Origin of the sequence: Vibrio profundum, from assembly GCF_050337555.1 — a bacterium.
In the GTDB taxonomy this organism is placed as follows: Bacteria; Pseudomonadota; Gammaproteobacteria; order Enterobacterales; family Vibrionaceae; genus Vibrio; species Vibrio profundum.
In genome coordinates this window covers 108304-126835 of record NZ_JAKJTA010000011.1, presented here as the reverse complement: position 1 = coordinate 126835, position 18532 = coordinate 108304, and the positions used below count along the sequence as shown (strand labels likewise).

17 protein-coding genes are annotated in these 18532 nt (G+C 44.1%); 7 read left to right on the top strand and 10 right to left on the bottom strand.

Annotated features, from left to right (window positions below):
- Window positions 1-1236 precede the first annotated feature (1236 nt).
- Window positions 1237-2430 (top strand): NupC/NupG family nucleoside CNT transporter, encoded by a 1194-nt coding sequence (locus L4C34_RS12275; RefSeq protein ID WP_428789627.1) that lies wholly within the window; start codon window positions 1237-1239, stop codon window positions 2428-2430.
- Window positions 2431-2520: 90 nt separating this feature from the next.
- Here L4C34_RS12275 and L4C34_RS12270 read toward each other — a convergent pair whose 3' ends face one another.
- Window positions 2521-3429, bottom strand: a complete 909-nt coding sequence (locus L4C34_RS12270) for a LysR substrate-binding domain-containing protein (RefSeq protein ID WP_428789626.1) — start codon at window positions 3427-3429, stop codon at window positions 2521-2523.
- 115 nt (window positions 3430-3544) lie between these two features.
- Between L4C34_RS12270 and L4C34_RS12265 the strand changes: the two genes are divergently transcribed.
- On the top strand, window positions 3545-3943 hold the full coding sequence (locus L4C34_RS12265) for a GNAT family N-acetyltransferase (protein WP_428789625.1): 399 nt from the start codon (window positions 3545-3547) through the stop codon (window positions 3941-3943).
- A gap of 63 nt (window positions 3944-4006) precedes the next feature.
- Here L4C34_RS12265 and putP read toward each other — a convergent pair whose 3' ends face one another.
- Complete coding sequence (gene putP / locus L4C34_RS12260) at window positions 4007-5494, bottom strand: sodium/proline symporter PutP (RefSeq protein WP_428789624.1); 1488 nt, start codon at window positions 5492-5494, stop codon at window positions 4007-4009.
- Between the two features lie 717 nt (window positions 5495-6211).
- On the opposite strand from putP, the gene L4C34_RS12255 reads away from it, so the two are divergent.
- Window positions 6212-6997: an SDR family NAD(P)-dependent oxidoreductase gene (locus L4C34_RS12255; protein ID WP_428789623.1), complete on the top strand. Its 786-nt coding sequence runs from the start codon at window positions 6212-6214 to the stop codon at window positions 6995-6997.
- A 78-nt stretch (window positions 6998-7075) separates the two neighbouring features.
- On the opposite strand, the gene L4C34_RS12250 is transcribed toward L4C34_RS12255, so the two are convergent.
- Window positions 7076-7705: a LysE family translocator gene (locus tag L4C34_RS12250; RefSeq protein ID WP_428789622.1), complete on the bottom strand. Its 630-nt coding sequence runs from the start codon at window positions 7703-7705 to the stop codon at window positions 7076-7078.
- A 183-nt stretch (window positions 7706-7888) separates the two neighbouring features.
- Window positions 7889-8797: a LysR family transcriptional regulator gene (locus L4C34_RS12245; protein ID WP_428789621.1), complete on the bottom strand. Its 909-nt coding sequence runs from the start codon at window positions 8795-8797 to the stop codon at window positions 7889-7891.
- 110 nt (window positions 8798-8907) lie between these two features.
- Here L4C34_RS12245 and L4C34_RS12240 point away from each other — a divergent pair, with 110 nt between their 5' ends.
- Window positions 8908-10137 (top strand): MFS transporter, encoded by a 1230-nt coding sequence (locus L4C34_RS12240; protein ID WP_428789620.1) that lies wholly within the window; start codon window positions 8908-8910, stop codon window positions 10135-10137.
- A gap of 127 nt (window positions 10138-10264) precedes the next feature.
- Here the strand turns inward: L4C34_RS12240 and L4C34_RS12235 are convergent, their stop codons facing one another.
- The gene (locus L4C34_RS12235; protein ID WP_428789619.1) at window positions 10265-11224 is read right to left on the bottom strand and encodes a TerC/Alx family metal homeostasis membrane protein; all 960 of its coding nucleotides are present in this window, start codon (window positions 11222-11224) and stop codon (window positions 10265-10267) included.
- Between the two features lie 325 nt (window positions 11225-11549).
- The gene (locus L4C34_RS12230; RefSeq protein WP_428789618.1) at window positions 11550-12173 is read right to left on the bottom strand and encodes a toxin-antitoxin system YwqK family antitoxin; all 624 of its coding nucleotides are present in this window, start codon (window positions 12171-12173) and stop codon (window positions 11550-11552) included.
- Between the two features lie 394 nt (window positions 12174-12567).
- Here L4C34_RS12230 and L4C34_RS12225 point away from each other — a divergent pair, with 394 nt between their 5' ends.
- The 3 genes from L4C34_RS12225 to L4C34_RS12215 all read left to right on the top strand — a co-directional run bounded on the left by L4C34_RS12225 (window position 12568) and on the right by L4C34_RS12215 (window position 15278).
- On the top strand, window positions 12568-13515 hold the full coding sequence (locus L4C34_RS12225; protein WP_428789699.1) for a peptidoglycan DD-metalloendopeptidase family protein: 948 nt from the start codon (window positions 12568-12570) through the stop codon (window positions 13513-13515).
- Complete coding sequence (locus tag L4C34_RS12220) at window positions 13476-13820, top strand: bactofilin family protein (protein ID WP_428789698.1); 345 nt, start codon at window positions 13476-13478, stop codon at window positions 13818-13820. Before L4C34_RS12225 ends, L4C34_RS12220 begins: the two co-directional genes overlap by 40 nt.
- 240 nt (window positions 13821-14060) lie before the next feature.
- The gene (locus L4C34_RS12215) at window positions 14061-15278 is read left to right on the top strand and encodes a tetratricopeptide repeat protein (RefSeq protein WP_428789617.1); all 1218 of its coding nucleotides are present in this window, start codon (window positions 14061-14063) and stop codon (window positions 15276-15278) included.
- Window positions 15279-15437: 159 nt separating this feature from the next.
- Here the strand turns inward: L4C34_RS12215 and sstT are convergent, their stop codons facing one another.
- From sstT to L4C34_RS12195, 4 genes are all read right to left on the bottom strand, one after another.
- Window positions 15438-16676: a serine/threonine transporter SstT gene (sstT, locus tag L4C34_RS12210; RefSeq protein ID WP_428789616.1), complete on the bottom strand. Its 1239-nt coding sequence runs from the start codon at window positions 16674-16676 to the stop codon at window positions 15438-15440.
- A 274-nt stretch (window positions 16677-16950) separates the two neighbouring features.
- Window positions 16951-17409 (bottom strand): copper chaperone PCu(A)C, encoded by a 459-nt coding sequence (locus L4C34_RS12205; protein WP_428789615.1) that lies wholly within the window; start codon window positions 17407-17409, stop codon window positions 16951-16953.
- A 1-nt stretch (window position 17410) separates the two neighbouring features.
- Window positions 17411-18031 (bottom strand): SCO family protein, encoded by a 621-nt coding sequence (locus L4C34_RS12200; protein ID WP_428789614.1) that lies wholly within the window; start codon window positions 18029-18031, stop codon window positions 17411-17413.
- The gene (locus tag L4C34_RS12195; RefSeq protein WP_428789613.1) at window positions 18028-18459 is read right to left on the bottom strand and encodes a hypothetical protein; all 432 of its coding nucleotides are present in this window, start codon (window positions 18457-18459) and stop codon (window positions 18028-18030) included. The genes L4C34_RS12200 and L4C34_RS12195 overlap by 4 nt, the downstream gene beginning before the upstream one ends.
- Between the last annotated feature and the right edge of the window lie 73 nt (window positions 18460-18532).

The window sequence follows — 18532 nt, the reverse complement described above, 5'->3', positions numbered from 1 at the left end:
GCAAGTTTTACTTACGGTAGACGTTTAGAGGAATTCCATGTCTGGTTGTGAACGGACAGATCATCATGGTGAGGCTTTGGACATGAACTAGATTGCCATTTTTTATTTCACCAATGCTATCTGACTGAAGCTGTGACAACCTCTTAGTTGCGCCAATTCCAATTTCCTGTATTGAGACTAAATGGTTCCTTGAACGGCAAGGAAGGCCAAGTCTCTGCTGTGTTACAGTCCTTCTCCGAAGGTCAAAATATGCAGCGTAATCGGTTAGTTAGACGAAGTTAATTCGATTTCCCTGCTAATTAAGCGGAAAACGTTACATTTTGTAACCATGTATGTCAATAAGTTTACTGGGGGAGTGAGTGGTACTTTGGGCGTTAGGTGAGATGTTTGTTAAATTCTATTACTGACTATTTAGTCAGAGTTCTAACACTGTCTTGCTCTATAAATATTATTTGTTTTGTGAATTATTTAGAATCTCGCATTCGTGATTAATTTCACTTTATCATTTATCTTCGCCTTATTATTTGCATTGTGAATGCATTTGCATTGATGTGTAGTATTTATTACTAGTTTGAGTCGTATTTAAGGGGGAGAGTTTGATATGTGTAGCACTTCATTAGAACTATGCTCAATATAATGTTTGGGTATGAACTAGATTAAAATTTGCCTTGTAAATAATTCACATTTGTGTGAAGCGCTTCACTGTTTATTACCCGCTGATAATTTATACAGTGAAAGTAAGTGCATGTGCACTTGGGTGAGCAGTTGTGGTGAGGGCTAATTATGGTAGAACAATTAGAGAACCAACCAAAGAGTAAGAAAGCGCGCATTTATATTCGTAGCATAATTCGGGCAATACTATTTATTGTCCTCGTTATTTTATTTGTTCAGTTTTTTGTATTGGACATCATTGTTGCGGCCGGGGAGTCTGTCCCAAGATAGCGGAGATGAGAAAAGGTAGAAAAAGAGAGAATTTTTGTCGCCTAGCCAAAAAATCCCTTTCACAGGTTGTTTGTCAGTATTTTGTAAAAATAACCTTGCAAATTCAATGGTTGCCTTTTGAGTATTTTATTAAATAGCTTATTGATTATGCAATTGGGCCAACAAAGTTAGTTACTAATTGAGCACAGTGATGAAACTATTGTTCAAAATGAGAGAACTATCACTTTACTGATGATGTCTTCGAGGGGATGATACACGCAAATTTAACCTCTATCACTTTTGGGCGCGTTAAACATGCAATATCTCCACTTTCTACTTGGTCTTGTCGTTGTCGCCGGACTGGCGCTGCTAGTGAGCAAAGATCGCAAAAATATCAAGCTACGATACATCATTCAGCTTCTCGTTATAGAGATGGGCCTTGCTTACTTTTTACTAAACTCTTCTGCAGGCACAGCCATTGTAATGAAATTTGCTGACGGCTTTACTAGCCTGATGTCATTTGCAGATATCGGAACAAACTTCGTGTTCGGCGGGATTAAAAACGAAGGTGGCTTCGTCTTCTTCTTGCAAGTATTGATGCCGATTGTGTTTATCTCTGCTTTGATCGGGATATTACAGCACTTTAAAGTGTTACCGCTTATCGTGCGTGGTTTGGGGTATGTCTTATCAAAGCTAAATGGTATGGGCAAGCTGGAATCGTTTAACGCAGTAAGCTCATTGACTATCGGTCAATCTGAGAACTTTATTGCTTATAAAGATATCTTAGGCCAAATGTCTGAGCGTCGTATGTACACGCTAGCGGCAACGGCTATGTCTACCGTTTCAATGTCTATCGTCGGCTCGTACATGAAGCTGATTGACCCTAAGTATGTCGTAGCGGCATTACTGCTTAACATGTTCAGTACTTTTATTATCTTGTCGATCATTAACCCATACGATCATGAGCAAGAAACCAATTTTGATGACATGCTAGCAGAAGGAATGGGCGAAAAACTGTCATTCTTTGAAATGCTGGGTGAATACATTTTAATGGGCTTTAAAGTGGCAGTGATCGTTGCGGCGATGTTGATTGGTTTCATCTCTTTGATTGCGATGATCAACAAAGGCTTCACGATGGAGTTTGGCATGAGCTTCCAACAAATGATTGGTTACATTTTCTACCCTGTGGCGTGGTTAATGGGCATCCCTTCAAGCGAAGCATTGCAAGCCGGTAGCATCATGGCAACTAAGCTAGTGTCGAACGAATTCGTTGCTATGCTGACTCTACAAAAAGAAATCGCGCAATTCTCACCGCGCACGATTGGTACTATCTCGATTTTCCTAGTTTCTTTTGCGAACTTCGCTTCAATCGGTATTATTGCGGGTGCGGTTAAAGGGGTGAACGAAGAGAAAGGCAACATGGTTGCACGTTTCGGTTTACGTCTCCTTTACGGCTCAACGTTGGTTAGCGTGCTATCAGCAATGATTGCAAACCTCATGCTGCACTGATCCAATACGTTATCGTCATTTTAAGAAAATCAGCACTTATTCGGTGCTGATTTTTTTTGCCCTCATATTTCTACCTCTATACACACCTATCTACATACGACTCTTTACGTCCGACTCTTCTTTCAACCAGTGGATAAATGCCTGAATGCTTTGGGTGTGGTAGGCGTTCTTACGGTAAATGGCCGCTTGCTGAATGCCAGAGGTGAGGGTGATATCAAAAGGTTTTACCAATAAGCCTCTTTGAATAAAGTCTCCCGCAAGGCTATCGGTTGCTGGGCAAACCCCGTGTCCGGCAACCACCGCGTTAATCCCCAAATCTAGCGTTGCGACTTCTAGCCATTGAGGGTGCAATGAATCGACGCAGACGCCTGCTTTTTCGAACCATTGCTGCCAAGAGAAATGATGCTTATCAGTGTCGGCAACCAGCCAGCAATTGAGCAAGTCTTTGGGCTCATCAATCTTGGTGTGTTGGAGGAGTCTCGGCGAACACACAGGGTAAATCTGCTCTTCAAACAACAGCTCGTAACAGTATTGCCGGTCATCGATATCATTTGGGGAAATTTCTCCCAATGCGATATCAGCGTTAGTGGGGAGACTCGTAAGTCGCTCATAACTGGAGTCGATTCGAATAGGAATCGTTGGGTGAGCCACGCTGAATTTCCACAGTCTGGGCATTAACCAGCGTGTGGCAAAAGAGGGCGTGGTATTGACGGTTAACATGGTAGTTTTAGCTGGTTGAACCTCGTCTAAGCCGCGGATGATATTTTCAAACCCTTGTCCGACTTGATGATGCAATTTAGCGCCTAGTTGCGTAGGTAGCATTTGTCGTCCTTGGCGGGAAAATAGTTGGCAGCCGAGGCTTGTTTCGAGTTGTCTTAATTTTTGGCTTACTGCCGCTTGGCTCACACAAAGTTCATCAGCGGCCTTACTGTAGCTTTTGTGTCTCGCGGCTGATTCAAAGTAGCGCAGAGCGGCAAGGTGGCGTAGACGTTTGTCCATAAACTGGTCTTGTAGTTCTCTATGAAAAGGTTGTTGGTGTGTCTAGCGTGGTGTGTGCGTAAATACCATACCGAATAAAGACAGCTATTGCAGATTAATAACGGAGATATTGAGCATGGATATTGAAATCAAACACACATTACCACTGGCAAGCGAGTATGTGGCGCTACGCATTCGCGCTGGATTAAGCCCAAAAACCCAACAAGCGGCTGAAAAAGGTCTACCTAATTCTCTCTATGCTGTGACGATTCGTCGGCGAGGTGAACTGATTGCGATGGGTCGAGTTATTGGTGACGGTGGCTGCTTCTATCAAATAACAGATATTGCCGTCTCGGCTGAATATCAAGGAATGGGGCTAGGTCGGATGGTAATGAAATCGATAGAACACTTTCTGGAAGTGAATGGCGATAAAGGCAGCTATATATCTTTGATTGCTAATGAGCCATTGTTCTACGAACAGTTTGGTTATAGCAATGTTACCCCACGCATGGAAGGAATGGGAAAAGTGCTGTAAGTATTGTAGGCACAAAAAAGCAAGGCTACAGTAGCCTTGCTTTTTGGATGAATGAGCGAGTAATTATTGCTGTTGAGTGGTTAGTTCACCACATTGGTGAGTAACGTCATCAAACTCTTTAAGCACTTGCTTACTAGGCTGTGCACCCATCAAGCTAACCGTAACTAAAGCGATACAGGCTAAGGTGAAGCCTGGGATGATTTCATATAGATTGAATACGTCTGAGTGAGGCCATTGGCCGTGCCCCCAAATCCAACCCAGTACCACGATAGCACCGACCACCATACCCGCGACTGCACCGTTAGCAGTGCAGCGACGCCAGAATAGCGAGAACAAGATAACCGGGCCAAATGCCGCGCCCATCCCTGCCCAAGCGTGGCTAACAATCGAAAGAATGCTGCTTTGCGGGTTATTAGCAAAAATCATCGCGACCAAAGAAACGGCAACAACAGCGGCACGGCCAAACCAAACTTTAGATTTCTCAGCAAGGTTGATATTGAAGAAGTGCGCGATATCTTCTGTTAGTGCGCTGGAAGAAGCAAGCAACTGTGCGGCAATAGTACTCATGACGGCAGACAACACAGCCGAGAACAAGATCGCAGCAATCCATGTAGGGAATAGGCCTTTCGCTAGCTCTAAGAACACCATCTCATTGTCAAAGCTATGAGCGTGTGAGGAGTAGTAAAGTGCGCCAGTGATACCAACGGCAAATGCGCCCATCAGCGACACAACCATCCAGCCCATACAGATACGACGAGCAACAGACATGCCTTCTACGTTACGGATCGCCATGAAACGTACCAGAATGTGCGGCTGGCCAAAGTAGCCAAGACCCCAAGCCAACAATGAAACAACACCTAGCATACTGGTATGGACACCAATTGTTGAGAAGTAATGTGCTGGCAGCTGTAAGCTGAGTGCTTGTGAGTGATCTAAGTGATACCAAGTTGCAAATGGTGTGATAAGCAAGGCAAAGAACATTAATGAGCCTTGGAAGAAATCGACCCAGTTAACGGCTAAAAATCCACCAATCGCAGTGTAGGCGACTAAGAACACGGCGCCAAACCAAACGGCTGTGTGATATGGAATGTGGAAAAGTGCTTGGAATAAGTATGCACCACTAACAAAGCCAGCTGCGGCATAAAGTGTGAAGAAAATCAGGATCACGACAGCTGTCATTAGGCGAAGAACGCGGTTTCCATTACCAAAACGGGCATCAAAGTAAGATGGGATGGTCAGAGCGTCACCGACATTCTCGGTGTAGATTCGTAGTTTTTTCGCCACAAAACGCCAGTTTACGTAGGCACCAACAGTAAGGCCAATTGGTAGCCAAAGCTGATCTAAACCTGAAACAAACACGGCACCGGGAAGGCCAAGTAATAGCCAACCACTCATATCAGACGCGCCTGCGCCTAGGGCAGTGATCGCAGGGCTAAGGCTGCGTCCGCCTAGAACGTAGTCGGAATTGTCTTTGGTTGCTCGGGCAGCAAATATGCCAATGGCAAAAATGATTATAAAGTAAATCGCTAACACGATGTAGAAAGTAGACATTGAATCTCCTGTATCGAATCTCCTATGCGTCACGCCATGTTAAGGTGGCTGTGTTTAAGCAGTGGGAGTTCGTCATGTATTTGTCTTTTATTACGACAACGCCATGATATTTTTATGGCCTATTTAAAGCTCTACTGGTCGTTGTTCGAAATTGGGCTGTAGGGATAGTGATGGAACTTTGTTCTATCTTAAAGGCATCCTTCGCGTCGTTATCCAGACATAATGTTATTAGTCAGTTTGAGAAGGGCAAAAATACTAACACTGATAACGTATTTTTAACAGCAGTAATGGGTCAATGTAATGTTTTGCTTTTATTTAGGCGCTCAATTTTATAGCCATTAAGATGTTTTTGGAAAAACTGATTAATAAGGTGAATGAGAGGATTCTGTTACACGGAAGTTTGGTAGCGATGATGCAAATGAATGCCCACGCAGCCTGAAAATTCCTCTCAGGCTGCTTGGGGAAGTGCGCTATTTGGCCTTTAAGACCTAGCTTAGTTTTTTATTTTTATTATTTCTGACGTTGCTCATAGAAATATGGTCGGTCTCCGCACAGTGTACAGCGAGGGGGAGACGCAGTCGCGTGCTGGCGACGGGCGTCAATGTAAGTGTCTACTCAAGTTAGTTCAATGATATTTTTGTAATTAAATAGAATATGTAATAGCAAATAAATATCAGTTATTTGCAGTTTATTGACACGTTATCGATCGAGGTTGATTTGAAAGTAAAAAAAGAGAGAGAAGACAATAACACGGCGTGTTATCCAAGTTTATGCGACAAGGTAGTTGTCATCTCCGGTGGCGCTGACGGCATCGGCGCTGATATTGCGCGAGCGTTTGCGACCCAACAAGCAAAGGTGGTGATCTTGGATATTGCCATTGACAAGGGGCGCGTATTGGCCAGCTCATTAGGAGGTCAGTTTTATCATTGTGACGTAACTGACATTGTTCGCTTACAAGAAGTCTTTACTCAGGTGAACGCAGAGCATGATGGGGTGGACGTATTGATCAATAATGCAGGAGATGACCAGCATCACTCGTTTTCTGGATTGACGGAAAGTACGTTTGATGAGTGTATCAATGTCAATCTGCGCCATCATGTGTTCGCGATTCAAAGTGTCTCTGCAAGCATGGCGAAAAAAGGGCAAGGGGTGATCATCAATCTCGGCTCCATTATTTGGCGGCGGGGTAAACCGGGGCGAGTTGGCTATTCGATATCCAAAGCTGCGATTCATGGTTTAACGCGTGCATTAGCACATGAATTAGGCGAGCAGGGTATCAGGATCAACTCTTTGGTTCCCGGAGCAATTAAAACCGATAAACAACAGGCCATGTGGCAACAGCTCGATCCAGAAGCCGAGCAACGTTTTCTCGATCAGCAAGCACTTAAAGTGCGTCTTGATGGGCAGCACTGCGCGAATATGGCATTGTTTCTCGCCTCCGACGAATCAAGCGGTTGCACAGGGCAGGATTTTATTGTCGACGCGGGCTTAAGTATTAATTGATTAGTGATTAGTGATTAGCGAAAGTGAAATAGCATCCCCTCAACCTACATAAGGAGATGCTCAGATAAGGCGGAGTAATTAGGTTAAGGCAATTTTGCTGGCGAGTAGACACAGCATGGTACCCATTACTCTTTCGACCCAGACTTTCACTTTGTCTACTTTTCGTAATACTGCTTTTGTCGATAGTAAGTATGCAACGAGGCTGAACCAAATTAGATGCGCAATGCTAATGATAACACCGTAGAGAACTTGAATTGATAAGGGTGTATCCACGGTAACGACTTGCGTAAAAATACTGAGGAAGAACAGTGTTGTCTTCGGGTTTAGAGCATTTGAGATAAATCCAGCACGGAATGCAGTAAAGTTAGAAATAGCCTCACTCTTCTCTTTGATTTCTGTACTGTTGGAGCCTTCTTTCTTGCTAAATAAGGCTTTTATACCTAAATACGCCAAATATGCAGCACCTGTGTATTTAATTGCACCATAGAGCACAGGGGTATGGAGGATAATAAAGGCGATACCAGCGAGTGAATAAGTCACATGTAACCATACAGCGGCACTGATTCCTAAAGCGCCCATTAATCCCGCTTTTCGTGAATAAAGAAGCGAATTTCGACTAATCATAGCGAAGTCTTGCCCTGGGCTGATCACCATCACCATGGCAATTGCCGTGACAGTTGCTATCCCTGCGAAGTATTCAGGAAACACTAGATAAACTCCTTATAAGTTTGTTAAAAGTAACAATATACTGCATCAATGGGTGTGTATTACGACCCGGCTCTAGGGTATAGGTTTACGCTAGCAAGGCTCAATGTCCTTATGGCGTTTTCTGTCACAAATACTTTGGTAACAGTATGAAAGGAAACGATGTTCTCGCATGCGATGTCGTATTTAGCATTCTTCGGCGTCAATCTGTTGAGTTAGGTTATCTAAAAATGCTCGCACTTTTCTCGGTAATAAAGTTCGCGATGAATAGTAAGCGTGCAGCTCAAGATCGAGCGGTTTGGCATTAAGCTTAATGTCTACTAAGTTGCCCTTAGTTAAGGCTTGCTGGCAGCTTTCTTTCGTTAAAATCGCCAGCCCGATACCTGCTAATACTGCGGAATAGGCCATCGTGCCGCTGTTGATTCTGAATTTAGATTCTACTTTAACGGTGATAGGTGCAGAGCGTTCGCCTGTACCTTGAAATACCCAAGGCGAACCATTGAGTGCCGTGGCGGTGGTGATGCAAGGGAAGTCTTTTAGATTTTTTAGCTCCGTTGGGCAGCCATATTTATCGATGAAACTCGGGCTGGCGGCCACGATGCTTTCCCATGCCATGATTTTCTTTGCGATCCAGTTTTTATCGGCCAAATAGCCGCGATTAAAGCTAAGAATAAGATCGTAGCCATCTTGCAAACTTTCTTGAGGGTTTAGGCTGGTTTCGCAGATTAGGCACACGTCGGGATATTGGATAGCGAATTCGGTGACCACCTTGGCGAAAATAGATAAGTCAGGCAGCAGTATTCTCAATGGGCCACTAATGGACTGAGCGTCTCCGCTAATGTCTTCAATGACTTCCTCTAATGCCTCTGTAATGGGGGCTATACGTTGATAAAGTGTGATTCCGGCTTCTGTTGGCACCACTCGTCGGGTGCTTCTTTCAAATAGTCGCACTCCCAAATGTTGCTCTAGCAAGCTTACGTGCCGACTGACATTAGAGCTTGGTAGCAAAAGTTTCTGTGCGGCAGCGGCAAAACCATTGTGTTGATAAACGCTCTGGAAGCTGGCTAGCCAGCGGTGGTCGATAAGATCTTTCATCTAATTATCCCATTCTATGGGTTTATGTATCCATTCCTGACTAGTTTATCTCATTGTTTGTTATCAATAAGATGTTTTTTCTTTGAGAAAAACAGGTTTGGATGAACAAAGTGAAGAATAAACGATTTTTATCAAGCATGACTAACCGCACACAGCAAATTCGTTTGTGTCTATTGGTGCATTTCTTTATTGCATTGGATTCGATAATCGTGATCCCACTAGGGACTGATATGGCTAGATCTTGCAACGTTTTACCCAACCAAGCAGGGTATTTCACGGCGAGCTATGCCTTGACTGCCGCTTTGGTGGGTTTCTTGTTGAGAAGAAAAGTGCGCTATCGTGCCATTGAATTGAAAATTGGATTTGTGGGCTTAATGGTATCTACCTACGCATTAACGATGACTAACCAATTTATTATATTACTTGTTTTCAGGGCGTTGGCAGGTGTATGTGCAGGGGCGCTTGCAGTGATGAATTTTAATCGATTGTTGGCGCTGAGTTCAGATGAAGATCGAAAGGCGAATATTGGCGCATTACTGTCGGTTTTTCCACTCACTCTGTCAATGGCGGTGCCTCCTTGTCTCTTTATTGCCTCTCATTGGGGTTGGCAAAGGGTGTTTGAGGTGATGGCTCTAGCGATGTTAGCCTTACTGATTTTGCTTGGGTACAAGGCTAAAAATGTGACACCCTCAGCTCTGAGTAACGCCAATAAATTGTCCGATAACGGCCCACAGGTACGATATACCAAGACATTCATCTTTTGTGTTTTGGCGGTGTTTCTCGCGGTATTTAGTACCTTTCTTGTTTCTACTCAGTTCCCAATACGCTTGATCGCTGAACTGGATATTCCAAATTTGGCGCTGAGTCTGAGTTATATCTTGGGTGGGCTGGGATGCTTTTATACTTTGAAGCGACATACAATGCGATCAGGCGAGGGGGTAGAATTGAAAACCATCTTAGTTTTGTCTCTTTGTATGGCGCTTGTTACCACCATAGGCTTATTAACTTCCAACGACGGGATAGGTATGAGTATGTTTTGCGTCTTTTTGGTGGCCAGTGCGAGCCGGACATTGATTATCAATACCGACATTTTATGCCTATTAGATATCGAACAACGATCTGAGTTGATCGGTATTCAGGGGGCGTTACAGCAGTTTGCTATGGCTAGCGCGGGAGCAGCTGGTAGCTATTTGTCGTCGATGACATGGGGCTTACCAACTCACGGCGCTTGGCCCTATTTAATATTGGTCATCGTTGCTTCAATATTCATGCTTTTGGTTCCTGTGCTCTGCAAGTTAATTAGCGTAGGCCGCAGGCGAAAACTCTTGCTAGGAGAGTAGCAGGCGGCTAAAGCGACCTTTTATTTCGAAGGGCGGGGGTAGTATCAAACCCACCTGTGAAACAGGTGGGTTTTTACGTGGGTTTTAATTCACTTAATTAATGAGTTCCAATGCCTTAAAAGAGTGTCTATTTATCGACACTGATTTCTATCGCTGACGCTAGTTTTCTCTGTTTATACATAGAAGCGATAACTGCAACTGTCATCGTAGCCAGTAATACGGTTAATGACAGTGGAGTAGGAATTTCCCACGGAGATCCCACCAATGTCATCTTTATGCCGATGAAGATCATAATGAAAGACAGCGCGGGTTTGAGGTAAATAAATTTGTCCATCATGCCCTGCAACACGAAATACAATGAGCGAAGCCCAAGCAGAGCAAACACGTTAGCAGCCAGAACGAGAAACGGTTCCTGCGTGACGGCAAATATCGCTGGGATTGAATCAAGAGCAAACATCACATCCATAAATGCAATAACACCAATCACGATCGCCATTGGTGTAACAAAGCGTTTGCCTTGTTCTACAACAGTCAGAGAGTTACCACGGAAATCCTGCGTCACATTGGTCCACTTTCGAAGTAGTTTTTCTGGTAGTGGATTGATTTCTTCTTCGCCTTTGTCACGGGCTAACTGAATACCTGTCCAGATCAAGAACAGCGCAAATACGTATAGGATCCAGTGGTATTGAGCTAATAGGTGGGCACCGACCACAATCATAATCGCGCGGAGCACCAATGCACCAATCACGCCCCATAATAAGGCTCTTGGTCGTAATTTTTCCGGCACCATGTACTGGTGGAAAATGATGGCAAAGACAAATAAATTATCGACGCTGAGCGACTTCTCTAACAAGTAGCCTGTTATGAATGAGACCGTTGCTTTTTGAGTACTGTAGTGGCTGTCTGGCGCATAAATATCCCAGAAAAAATAGATGCTGACCGCGAATAGAAAAGCGAGTAAGAACCAGAATAGGCTCCAAATTGCTGCTTTTTTGATGGTGATGCGTCCGTTGCGAGTTTGCCATATATCCAACGCGACCATTAACAGCGTCAGAAGGCCAAAAGCAAGGTATGTAGATAGAGTCATTGTTCCTCCAGAGCGGAGGGATCAGATACGTGTTTGACGACCCCTCCGCAAACAAAACTAACCTGAAGCATTACTGCTCAGGACATTTGATTGCGTTGGTCTCGTCGAAATGCCGATGCTGTTATACAGCTTCTACATTTATACTTACCGGATAGAACGATGTCTAACGAGATGACGATAAGTAAACTAGAGGCGACTACTCCCCAAAACAGATTGAATTGTATTCCTCAGTCGCCTTGGTGTCTATAGCTAAACAGGTCTCTATAGCTAAAACAAAAAAGGCCTAGGAGATCTAGGCCATAACAACATGGAGCTTTGGGGGTGTTTAGCTATCAGAAAGTTCTTTTGGCAACCAAGATTGCTCAGAAACAAGTTGTTGATGTTTAAAGGTAAGTTGCTCTATTTTTTCACCGCGTGGGTTCCACAGTGTGACTTTACCGTCTTTGATCATGCCGTTTTTATACGTGGTTTGGGTGGCTTTTTTACCATTCGGGTAGAAGTGGGTGAACAAGCCGTTTTCTTTACCATTTAAGTAATGCGCGGTCAGGCGTTTCTCGCCATCTGGATACCAGCGGGTGGTCTCGCCATTTAGATTGCCATTTTTGTACACCAACTCAGCTTTTTTCGCACCATTTGGATACCAAGCTTCAACCTTACCGTCTATTTTTCCTTTGATGTAATGGATCTTAGACGCGACTTGACCATTAACAAACCAATTCGTTTCTTGGCCGTATTCTACGCCGTTTTTAAACTGAGCTTTGGTGGCGAATTGGCCGTTGTCATACTTTTCAGCGTATTTACCTGTAAAAGGCGTTGTTTGATTTACCTGATAAGCAATTCCGTGTCTCATTTGCAGGTAGCTAACGGTATTTTCGCTGTTAGAAGTCGCTGCATAAGATGCACCAGATACAGCACTTAGTGCGATTATCAAAGGTAGATATTTTTTCATAGTAACGCCTCTTAAACTGACTATTTTTAATAGGATGTTGGGTTGGGCTGGATACAGAATTCCATTTTGTGAATGAAAAGTCTCCATATAAATGAGAAGACATACTTTGCACAAATGTATTTCAAATTTAGGGAACTTATTACATTTATAAGAAATGAAAAAGCAAGGGGATGATTCAGGGGCGAAGGTAAAAGTCTAATTATAACAGCATGATGGGCGGCGTTTATTATAAGCATTATTAATCAAGAATAGATAGATTAATTTTAGATATTGTTATTATTTCTTTATTTCACCTTATTTATAGCCATTGTCTATACTTTGCTTACGAATCAACGCGTGATTTGTAGGTGGCGCAGTGGCTGAGGGTAGCAGGATTATTAATATCGAGCGGGTAGTGAAAGAAAGTGTCGTGGTGTCTGTGTCTTCTATTCATGGGACTAAACAGATTCATTTAGACAAAGGGTATCGGCAGTTTCTCAAGGTATTTGGTTATTCTATCTTGGTGGGGCTGGTGGTGATCGCGTGCGTTATTTATTACCTCAATAGTGAAGTCGATTCTGCCAAACAGCGCCAGCAGCAGCTTGAGACTCACTCGATGACGTTGAATGAGGAACTGGATTCCCTCAAGCGGCTGAGAGTGAACCTAGAGAACGATATACATGACAGAGAAGAGCGCATTGGCATGGTCTCCGATAGGCTCGGTGATTTAGAAAAGGTACTGGGGATTAACGAAGGCAACGGTGTATTAGAGTCTCGTCTAGATGCCGCCGCTATCAGTTCATCGGTCAGGATGGTGATGCTTGCACACATCCCAAATGGGGCTCCAGTAATTAACGCGCGTATTTCTTCTGGGTATGGTAAGCGGACTCACCCAGTGGACGGAAAAGTGAAAATGCATCGTGGGCAAGATTTCGCGGTGAACACTGGCACCCCTGTTTATTCTCCCGCTGATGCGGTGGTGGAAGTGGCGCGTAGAAGTAAGAAAGGCTCAGGGAACTTTCTTAAAATCCAGCATAGTTACGGCTTTTCTACCTCTTATTCGCATTTGAAAGGCTTTAACGTCAAAGCTGGTGAGTTTATTAAGAAAGGCGACTTGATTGCGTATTCGGGGAATAGCGGCCTCTCATCAGGCCCTCATTTACACTATGAAATCCGGTTTTTAGGACGTTCGCTTGATCCCAAACCCTTTATAGACTGGGGAGTTAACAATTTTGCAGGCATATTTAACCAAGTGAGAGGTATCAGATGGGAATCTTTAGTCAACAGGGTCGAGCTGAGAGTCAGCAGTCAGTTACAACTCTCATCGCAAAAGGTTGTTCGGTCAAAGGAGAACTCAAGCTAAAAAGCGATCTTCAAGTTGACGGTCGTGTTGAAGGGCAAATAAAGGCGGAAAAAACATTAGTGATCAGCGAAACCGGAATGGTGAAAGGTGAAGTCATTGCAGAGCGGGTTTTGATCAACGGGTGTTTTGAAGGTACGTGCAGCGCAGCCAGCGTTGAAATACTGAGCCAAGGTCGATCCTCGGGAATGATATATAGCGATGATGTGAGTATTGAACAAGGTGGTAAATTTCTTGGTGAAATTCATTCACCGCCAGATAAGCAAGTGGTGGATCTCAAAGAAACTAACTCGTCGGCTAAAGCTTAGTTCATTAAAGATTAGTTCATTAAATCTTGGTTCATTAAAGCTTAGCTCGTATACATATTATTGTTGAATAAACCTTTGGTGGATACACTCGACAATAATGAGTCTACTTAGCCATATTCACAGTATTATCCGACTCTTAAAGTATTCTCCTAGACTTAAAGTGTTATTCTAAACTTAGAGTATTGGTTGAATGAACAGCCCCCGAAATACGGTGACGGGAAAACGAATGAATAGTGACAGATGAGTGTATTTGGAATCGCGATAGGCGTAACAGGGTTGTTATTTATCTTGGTGTTTGTATGGATGATGTCGTTGTCTGTGCGTAAAAAACGCGAAGAACATGAGAGAAAGCAACGTGAGATTGCCTACCGGAAAACTCTGGAAGAGAGTAAGAAAAGAGAGCAGGAAGAGCGCCTAGGTAAAGCTTCCCAAGGTGATATTCCCACTATTTTATACCTCGCGAAAGAAGCTGAGCGCACGAATCTAAAAGAAGCCTTGTATTGGTACACTAAGGTCGCAGAGCAGGACAATATGACGGGCATGTATGGCGTAGTACGAGTCAGTGAGCGTGTGCAACAAGATGTAGTCGTGAAAGAAAAAGCGCGTTTTTGGCGGTTGCGTATTCACTCTAAGGAAGGCCACGTTCCCTCAATGTATCAAAGCGGGCTTGCTTATTTCCATGGTCGTGGTGTGGAGCAAAATATCCCCAAGGCACTCGAGTTGATCCAAAAATCGGCACAAGCAAAGCATTTGGATGCGTACATATTTCTTGGTGATTGGGCCTCATCACCTAAAAATGGGAGCAAGAATTTCCGTCAAGCACTCAATTGGTATGGTCAAGCTGCGCAGCTTGGCAGCAGTACAGGGCGAGTTAAGTTGGGGCATTGCTATCTGAAAGGAATTGGGACGCCTCCTGATCACGATAAAGGGGTATATTGGTTAGAACGCGCGGCGGAAAAAGGCAGCAGCCAAGCGATGTTTTTGGCAGGAGAAGCTTGGATGAGTCAGCCGGGAAATGGCATCGCTATTGCCTATATTTGGTTATTTATGGCAGCGCATTTCGAGAATCAGGCTGCGAAAGTCTTGCGTGACCAAGTGGCGGGTGAAATTGGTGTGGATGTTATTATTGGTTTGCAGTCTATAGTTAAGCCAATAATTAAGAAGCTTGAGGCGCGAGCGGTAGGCAAACACTCAATCATTAAAGCGCTAAATCGATTGTACAAGCGGTCAGTCCCTTTACCTGAAGGCCCAGACTCGGAGGTGGTGCCATCTGATCCTCAACTGACTGCGAGCGGGGATGACGCGACTTCTGGGGAGTTTCAATTATCGTTAGGGGATATTGACAGCAACACGCAGGCGCTACAGGAAGAGGCGAATCCCAATCAAGGGGCTCAGGACACCAGTGAAGGCACTCAAGACAAATTAGACTTTTCTCAGACTCATAAACCCAGTGTTTAAACTTTTTGTGTGGGAAACTCGCCAAGTGTTCGCTATTGGTAACTATTGAAGGCTACCGTTTTAAAGAGTTAGAGAAAACAAAACCCCAGCTTAAGCTGGGGTTTTGGCTAATTAGGACTAGCAGAAAACTTAGTTTTAGAGCACTGAGTTTTAGAAGATCTAGTTTTTCACTAACGCTGCCGCGATTTTCTTACGGCGTTTTGAACGGCATGCCGCGGCGGTAAATACCACATCAGTTGAGCTGTTCAAGCCAGTTTCTGCTGAATCTTGAATCACACCAATGATAAAGCCGATACCCACAACTTGCATTGCGATGTCGTTTGAAATACCAAACAGACTACAAGCTAGTGGGATAAGCAGAAGTGAACCACCCGCTACACCAGATGCCCCACACGCTGAAACAGCGGCGACGATGCTGAGCAATAGCGCAGTGAAGATATCGATATGGATACCCAAAGTATGCACGGTAGCGAGCGTCAAGACTGTGATGGTAATTGCCGCGCCTGCCATGTTGATGGTTGCACCGAGTGGAATCGAAATTGAGTAAGTATCTTCATCAAGATCCAGCTTTTCACACAGTGACATGTTGACCGGAATATTTGCTGCGCTAGAGCGAGTAAAGAAAGCCGTAACTCCACTTTCACGTAAACATTGGAACACTAGCGGATAAGGGTTCTCGCCTGTTTGGCTGTATACGATCAGCGGGTTAACGATAAGCGCAATGACGGCCATTGAACTCAGTAGGACAAAAATCAAATGACCATAGCTAGCAAATGCTGCAAAACCTGTACTAGCGAGCGTGGAAGATACCAAACCAAAAATGCCCAGTGGCGCTAGACGGATAATAAAACGTACGATTTGAGAAACGGCATGGCTCAAGTCGCTGAAGAGGGTTTTGGTCGATTCAGACGCATGTTGCAAAGTAATACCGAAACCAATTGCCCACGCTAAGATACCGATGTAGTTGGCATTCATAATCGCGCTAACTGGGTTATCAACGATTTGGAAGAGCAAAGTGTGCAAAACTTGAGTAACACTTTCAGGTGGCGTGGTGCCGTTCGGTGCTGCAACAAATGCTAATTCAGTTGGGAATAAAAAGCTCATCACTACGGCGGTCAAAGCCGCTGCAAATGTACCGAATAGATACAAAATGATGACGGGTTTCATATTCGAATGTTCACTTTTCTTTTGGTTTGCGATGGATGCAGTAACCAAAACAAAAACTAAGAGTGGAGCAACGGCTTTAAGTGAACCAATAAATAGGCTTCCAAGGAGGCCGACATTTTTTGCACTGCTTGGAGAAACTTGTGCCAAAACCACACCAAGGGCAATACCGATGAGGATTTGAATGACTAAGTTTCCGCGAGCAAAACGTGCAATTATACTGTTGTTTTGCATAAACTTTCCTGAGATAAATAGCGTTTTATAGTTGTGTGTTCGTGGTGCAACTAGGCTTGTCACGCCTATTATTGCAGCGGCTACCATAGCAAATTCATTTGCGGTTTTGTAACCTTTTGTCAACTTAAGAGATCCGGCACCATGGTGGTTACGCATAGTGTGATCACACAAGTGGATAAATAAATTTCAGGAAAGGAAGGAGGGAATAAAGGGAAATTAAAGCGGTAGGTGCCTACCGCTTATGTGAAATGTATCGTATTACGCTAGGGTAAGCTTACATTTTGTGTGACATTTTCATGCCAGACATGACTTTTTTGATTGGCGCTGTGAAAGTTTGTTTGTCGCCATTGGCAAAAGTTAGCGTCACTTTGATGTCGCTGCCTGGTTGCATGTCTTTTTTCAAGTCAAATAGCATGATGTGGAAGCTGCCTGGTTTTAGCGTCAACGTACCGTTCGCAGGAATGGTTAGTTTCTGAATGTGGCGCATTTCCATCAGGTCACCGCTTTTGATCACTTCGTGCAGTTCTGCTTTACCCGCTGCTGGAGTCGAAGCACCAACAATCACGCGATCAGTATTACCTGAGTTAACGATTTCAGTGAAGACAGCACTAGTCGGTGCATTTGGCGGTGTTGCACGCGCATATGGGTTCACTTCAGTGATGTTGGCTGTGCTAGCAAAACAAGCAAGTGGAGATAGCAGCAAGCTAGCGGCAATAAGTGCTTTCAACTTCATATTATTTTCCTTTTTGGGACTGAACAACAGAATTTATCGCAGCGATTAATGGTGCAGGCGATTGAATATGTGGGACTTTAGTGATCAAAGTTCCATCTGGCTTAAGCAGGTAGAAATATGAACTATGATCGATAGTGTATTTTAGCTCTGAGTCGCGTAATGGTGTTTTGTGGAAGATAACACCATATTTGTGAGCGAATGCGGTCGTGAGGTTTAGTGGTGCCGACATGCCTTCGATAAGAGGGCTAAAGTAGTGGCCGTATTTTGAAACGATAGCGGGTGTATCACGCTCTGGATCAAGAGAGATAAAAATTGGCCAAACTTGTGAGCGAGTTTCTGGGCTCAATTGGTTTAGTGCACCGGCCAGCATCGCTAGAGACGTTGGGCAAACGTCAGGGCAGTGAGTGAAGCCGAAATACACGATGCGAATACGCTTGTCTGCTGGGTTGAAGATTTGAACTGGTTTATTACCTTGGCTGAAAAAGGTAGGGTCGGTCAAGTTTAAAGCCGCCACTTTTTTCACAGGTGCAGCGTCGTTTGACTGATGTGAATCAAAGTAAAGTTTGCTACCAATACCTAATATAAACGCTAAGGCTAGTATAAGAGCCCATTTCTTGGTCATTTTCTCATCCTAATTGCTGGGTAAACTGTCTGATTTCCATCTGTGAGTTGTCCAACCCAAGTCATCTCATTTTGGGTGCAAGCAGGCAGGGTAATCGTCCCCTTGAAAACGCCATTTCGCACTTTGTCTAATTTGAATCTTGGTGAGCCCATGTTCATTTCCACTCCCTTTAAACGCAGTTCTAGGCTAGGCGCTTGGCTGTTTGGCCAGTCGACGGTGATAGATAGCGGTGTCAGGGGGCGAGCATAGTCGTTACCTATGCGTATAGAAACGCCTGATAGGGAACATGGCTCTGTGGAAAGCAAGCATCGGTTTTGCTGCGCTGGGGGCGGTGTTGATTTGGCGCCCCAATCGTTATATAGCATGGGCGCTATATAACCTGCCAGCACGGCAATGCAAACCATGGATACTTTTAATGCTGCTTTCATGTTGGACGATCTCTCAGATCATACAAAAGCGGCGATGGTAGCATGAGCAGAGAAAATTTGAGAAGTTGATAAT

Bases quoted from the DNA above. Each gene is read 5' to 3' on its own strand.
- putP (WP_428789624.1), bottom strand. From the start codon at position 5,494: ATGTCTACTTTCTACATCGTGTTAGCGATTTACTTTATAATCATTTTT.
- L4C34_RS12270 (WP_428789626.1), bottom strand. From the start codon at position 3,429: ATGGACAAACGTCTACGCCACCTTGCCGCTCTGCGCTACTTTGAATCA.
- L4C34_RS12235 (WP_428789619.1), bottom strand. From the start codon at position 11,224: ATGACTCTATCTACATACCTTGCTTTTGGCCTTCTGACGCTGTTAATG.
- L4C34_RS12200 (WP_428789614.1), bottom strand. From the start codon at position 18,031: ATGACCAAGAAATGGGCTCTTATACTAGCCTTAGCGTTTATATTAGGT.
- L4C34_RS12265 (WP_428789625.1), top strand. From the start codon at position 3,545: ATGGATATTGAAATCAAACACACATTACCACTGGCAAGCGAGTATGTG.
- sstT (WP_428789616.1), bottom strand. From the start codon at position 16,676: ATGCAAAACAACAGTATAATTGCACGTTTTGCTCGCGGAAACTTAGTC.
- L4C34_RS12195 (WP_428789613.1), bottom strand. From the start codon at position 18,459: ATGAAAGCAGCATTAAAAGTATCCATGGTTTGCATTGCCGTGCTGGCA.
- L4C34_RS12215 (WP_428789617.1), top strand. From the start codon at position 14,061: ATGAGTGTATTTGGAATCGCGATAGGCGTAACAGGGTTGTTATTTATC.
- L4C34_RS12275 (WP_428789627.1), top strand. From the start codon at position 1,237: ATGCAATATCTCCACTTTCTACTTGGTCTTGTCGTTGTCGCCGGACTG.
- L4C34_RS12245 (WP_428789621.1), bottom strand. From the start codon at position 8,797: ATGAAAGATCTTATCGACCACCGCTGGCTAGCCAGCTTCCAGAGCGTT.
- L4C34_RS12205 (WP_428789615.1), bottom strand. From the start codon at position 17,409: ATGAAGTTGAAAGCACTTATTGCCGCTAGCTTGCTGCTATCTCCACTT.
- L4C34_RS12230 (WP_428789618.1), bottom strand. From the start codon at position 12,173: ATGAAAAAATATCTACCTTTGATAATCGCACTAAGTGCTGTATCTGGT.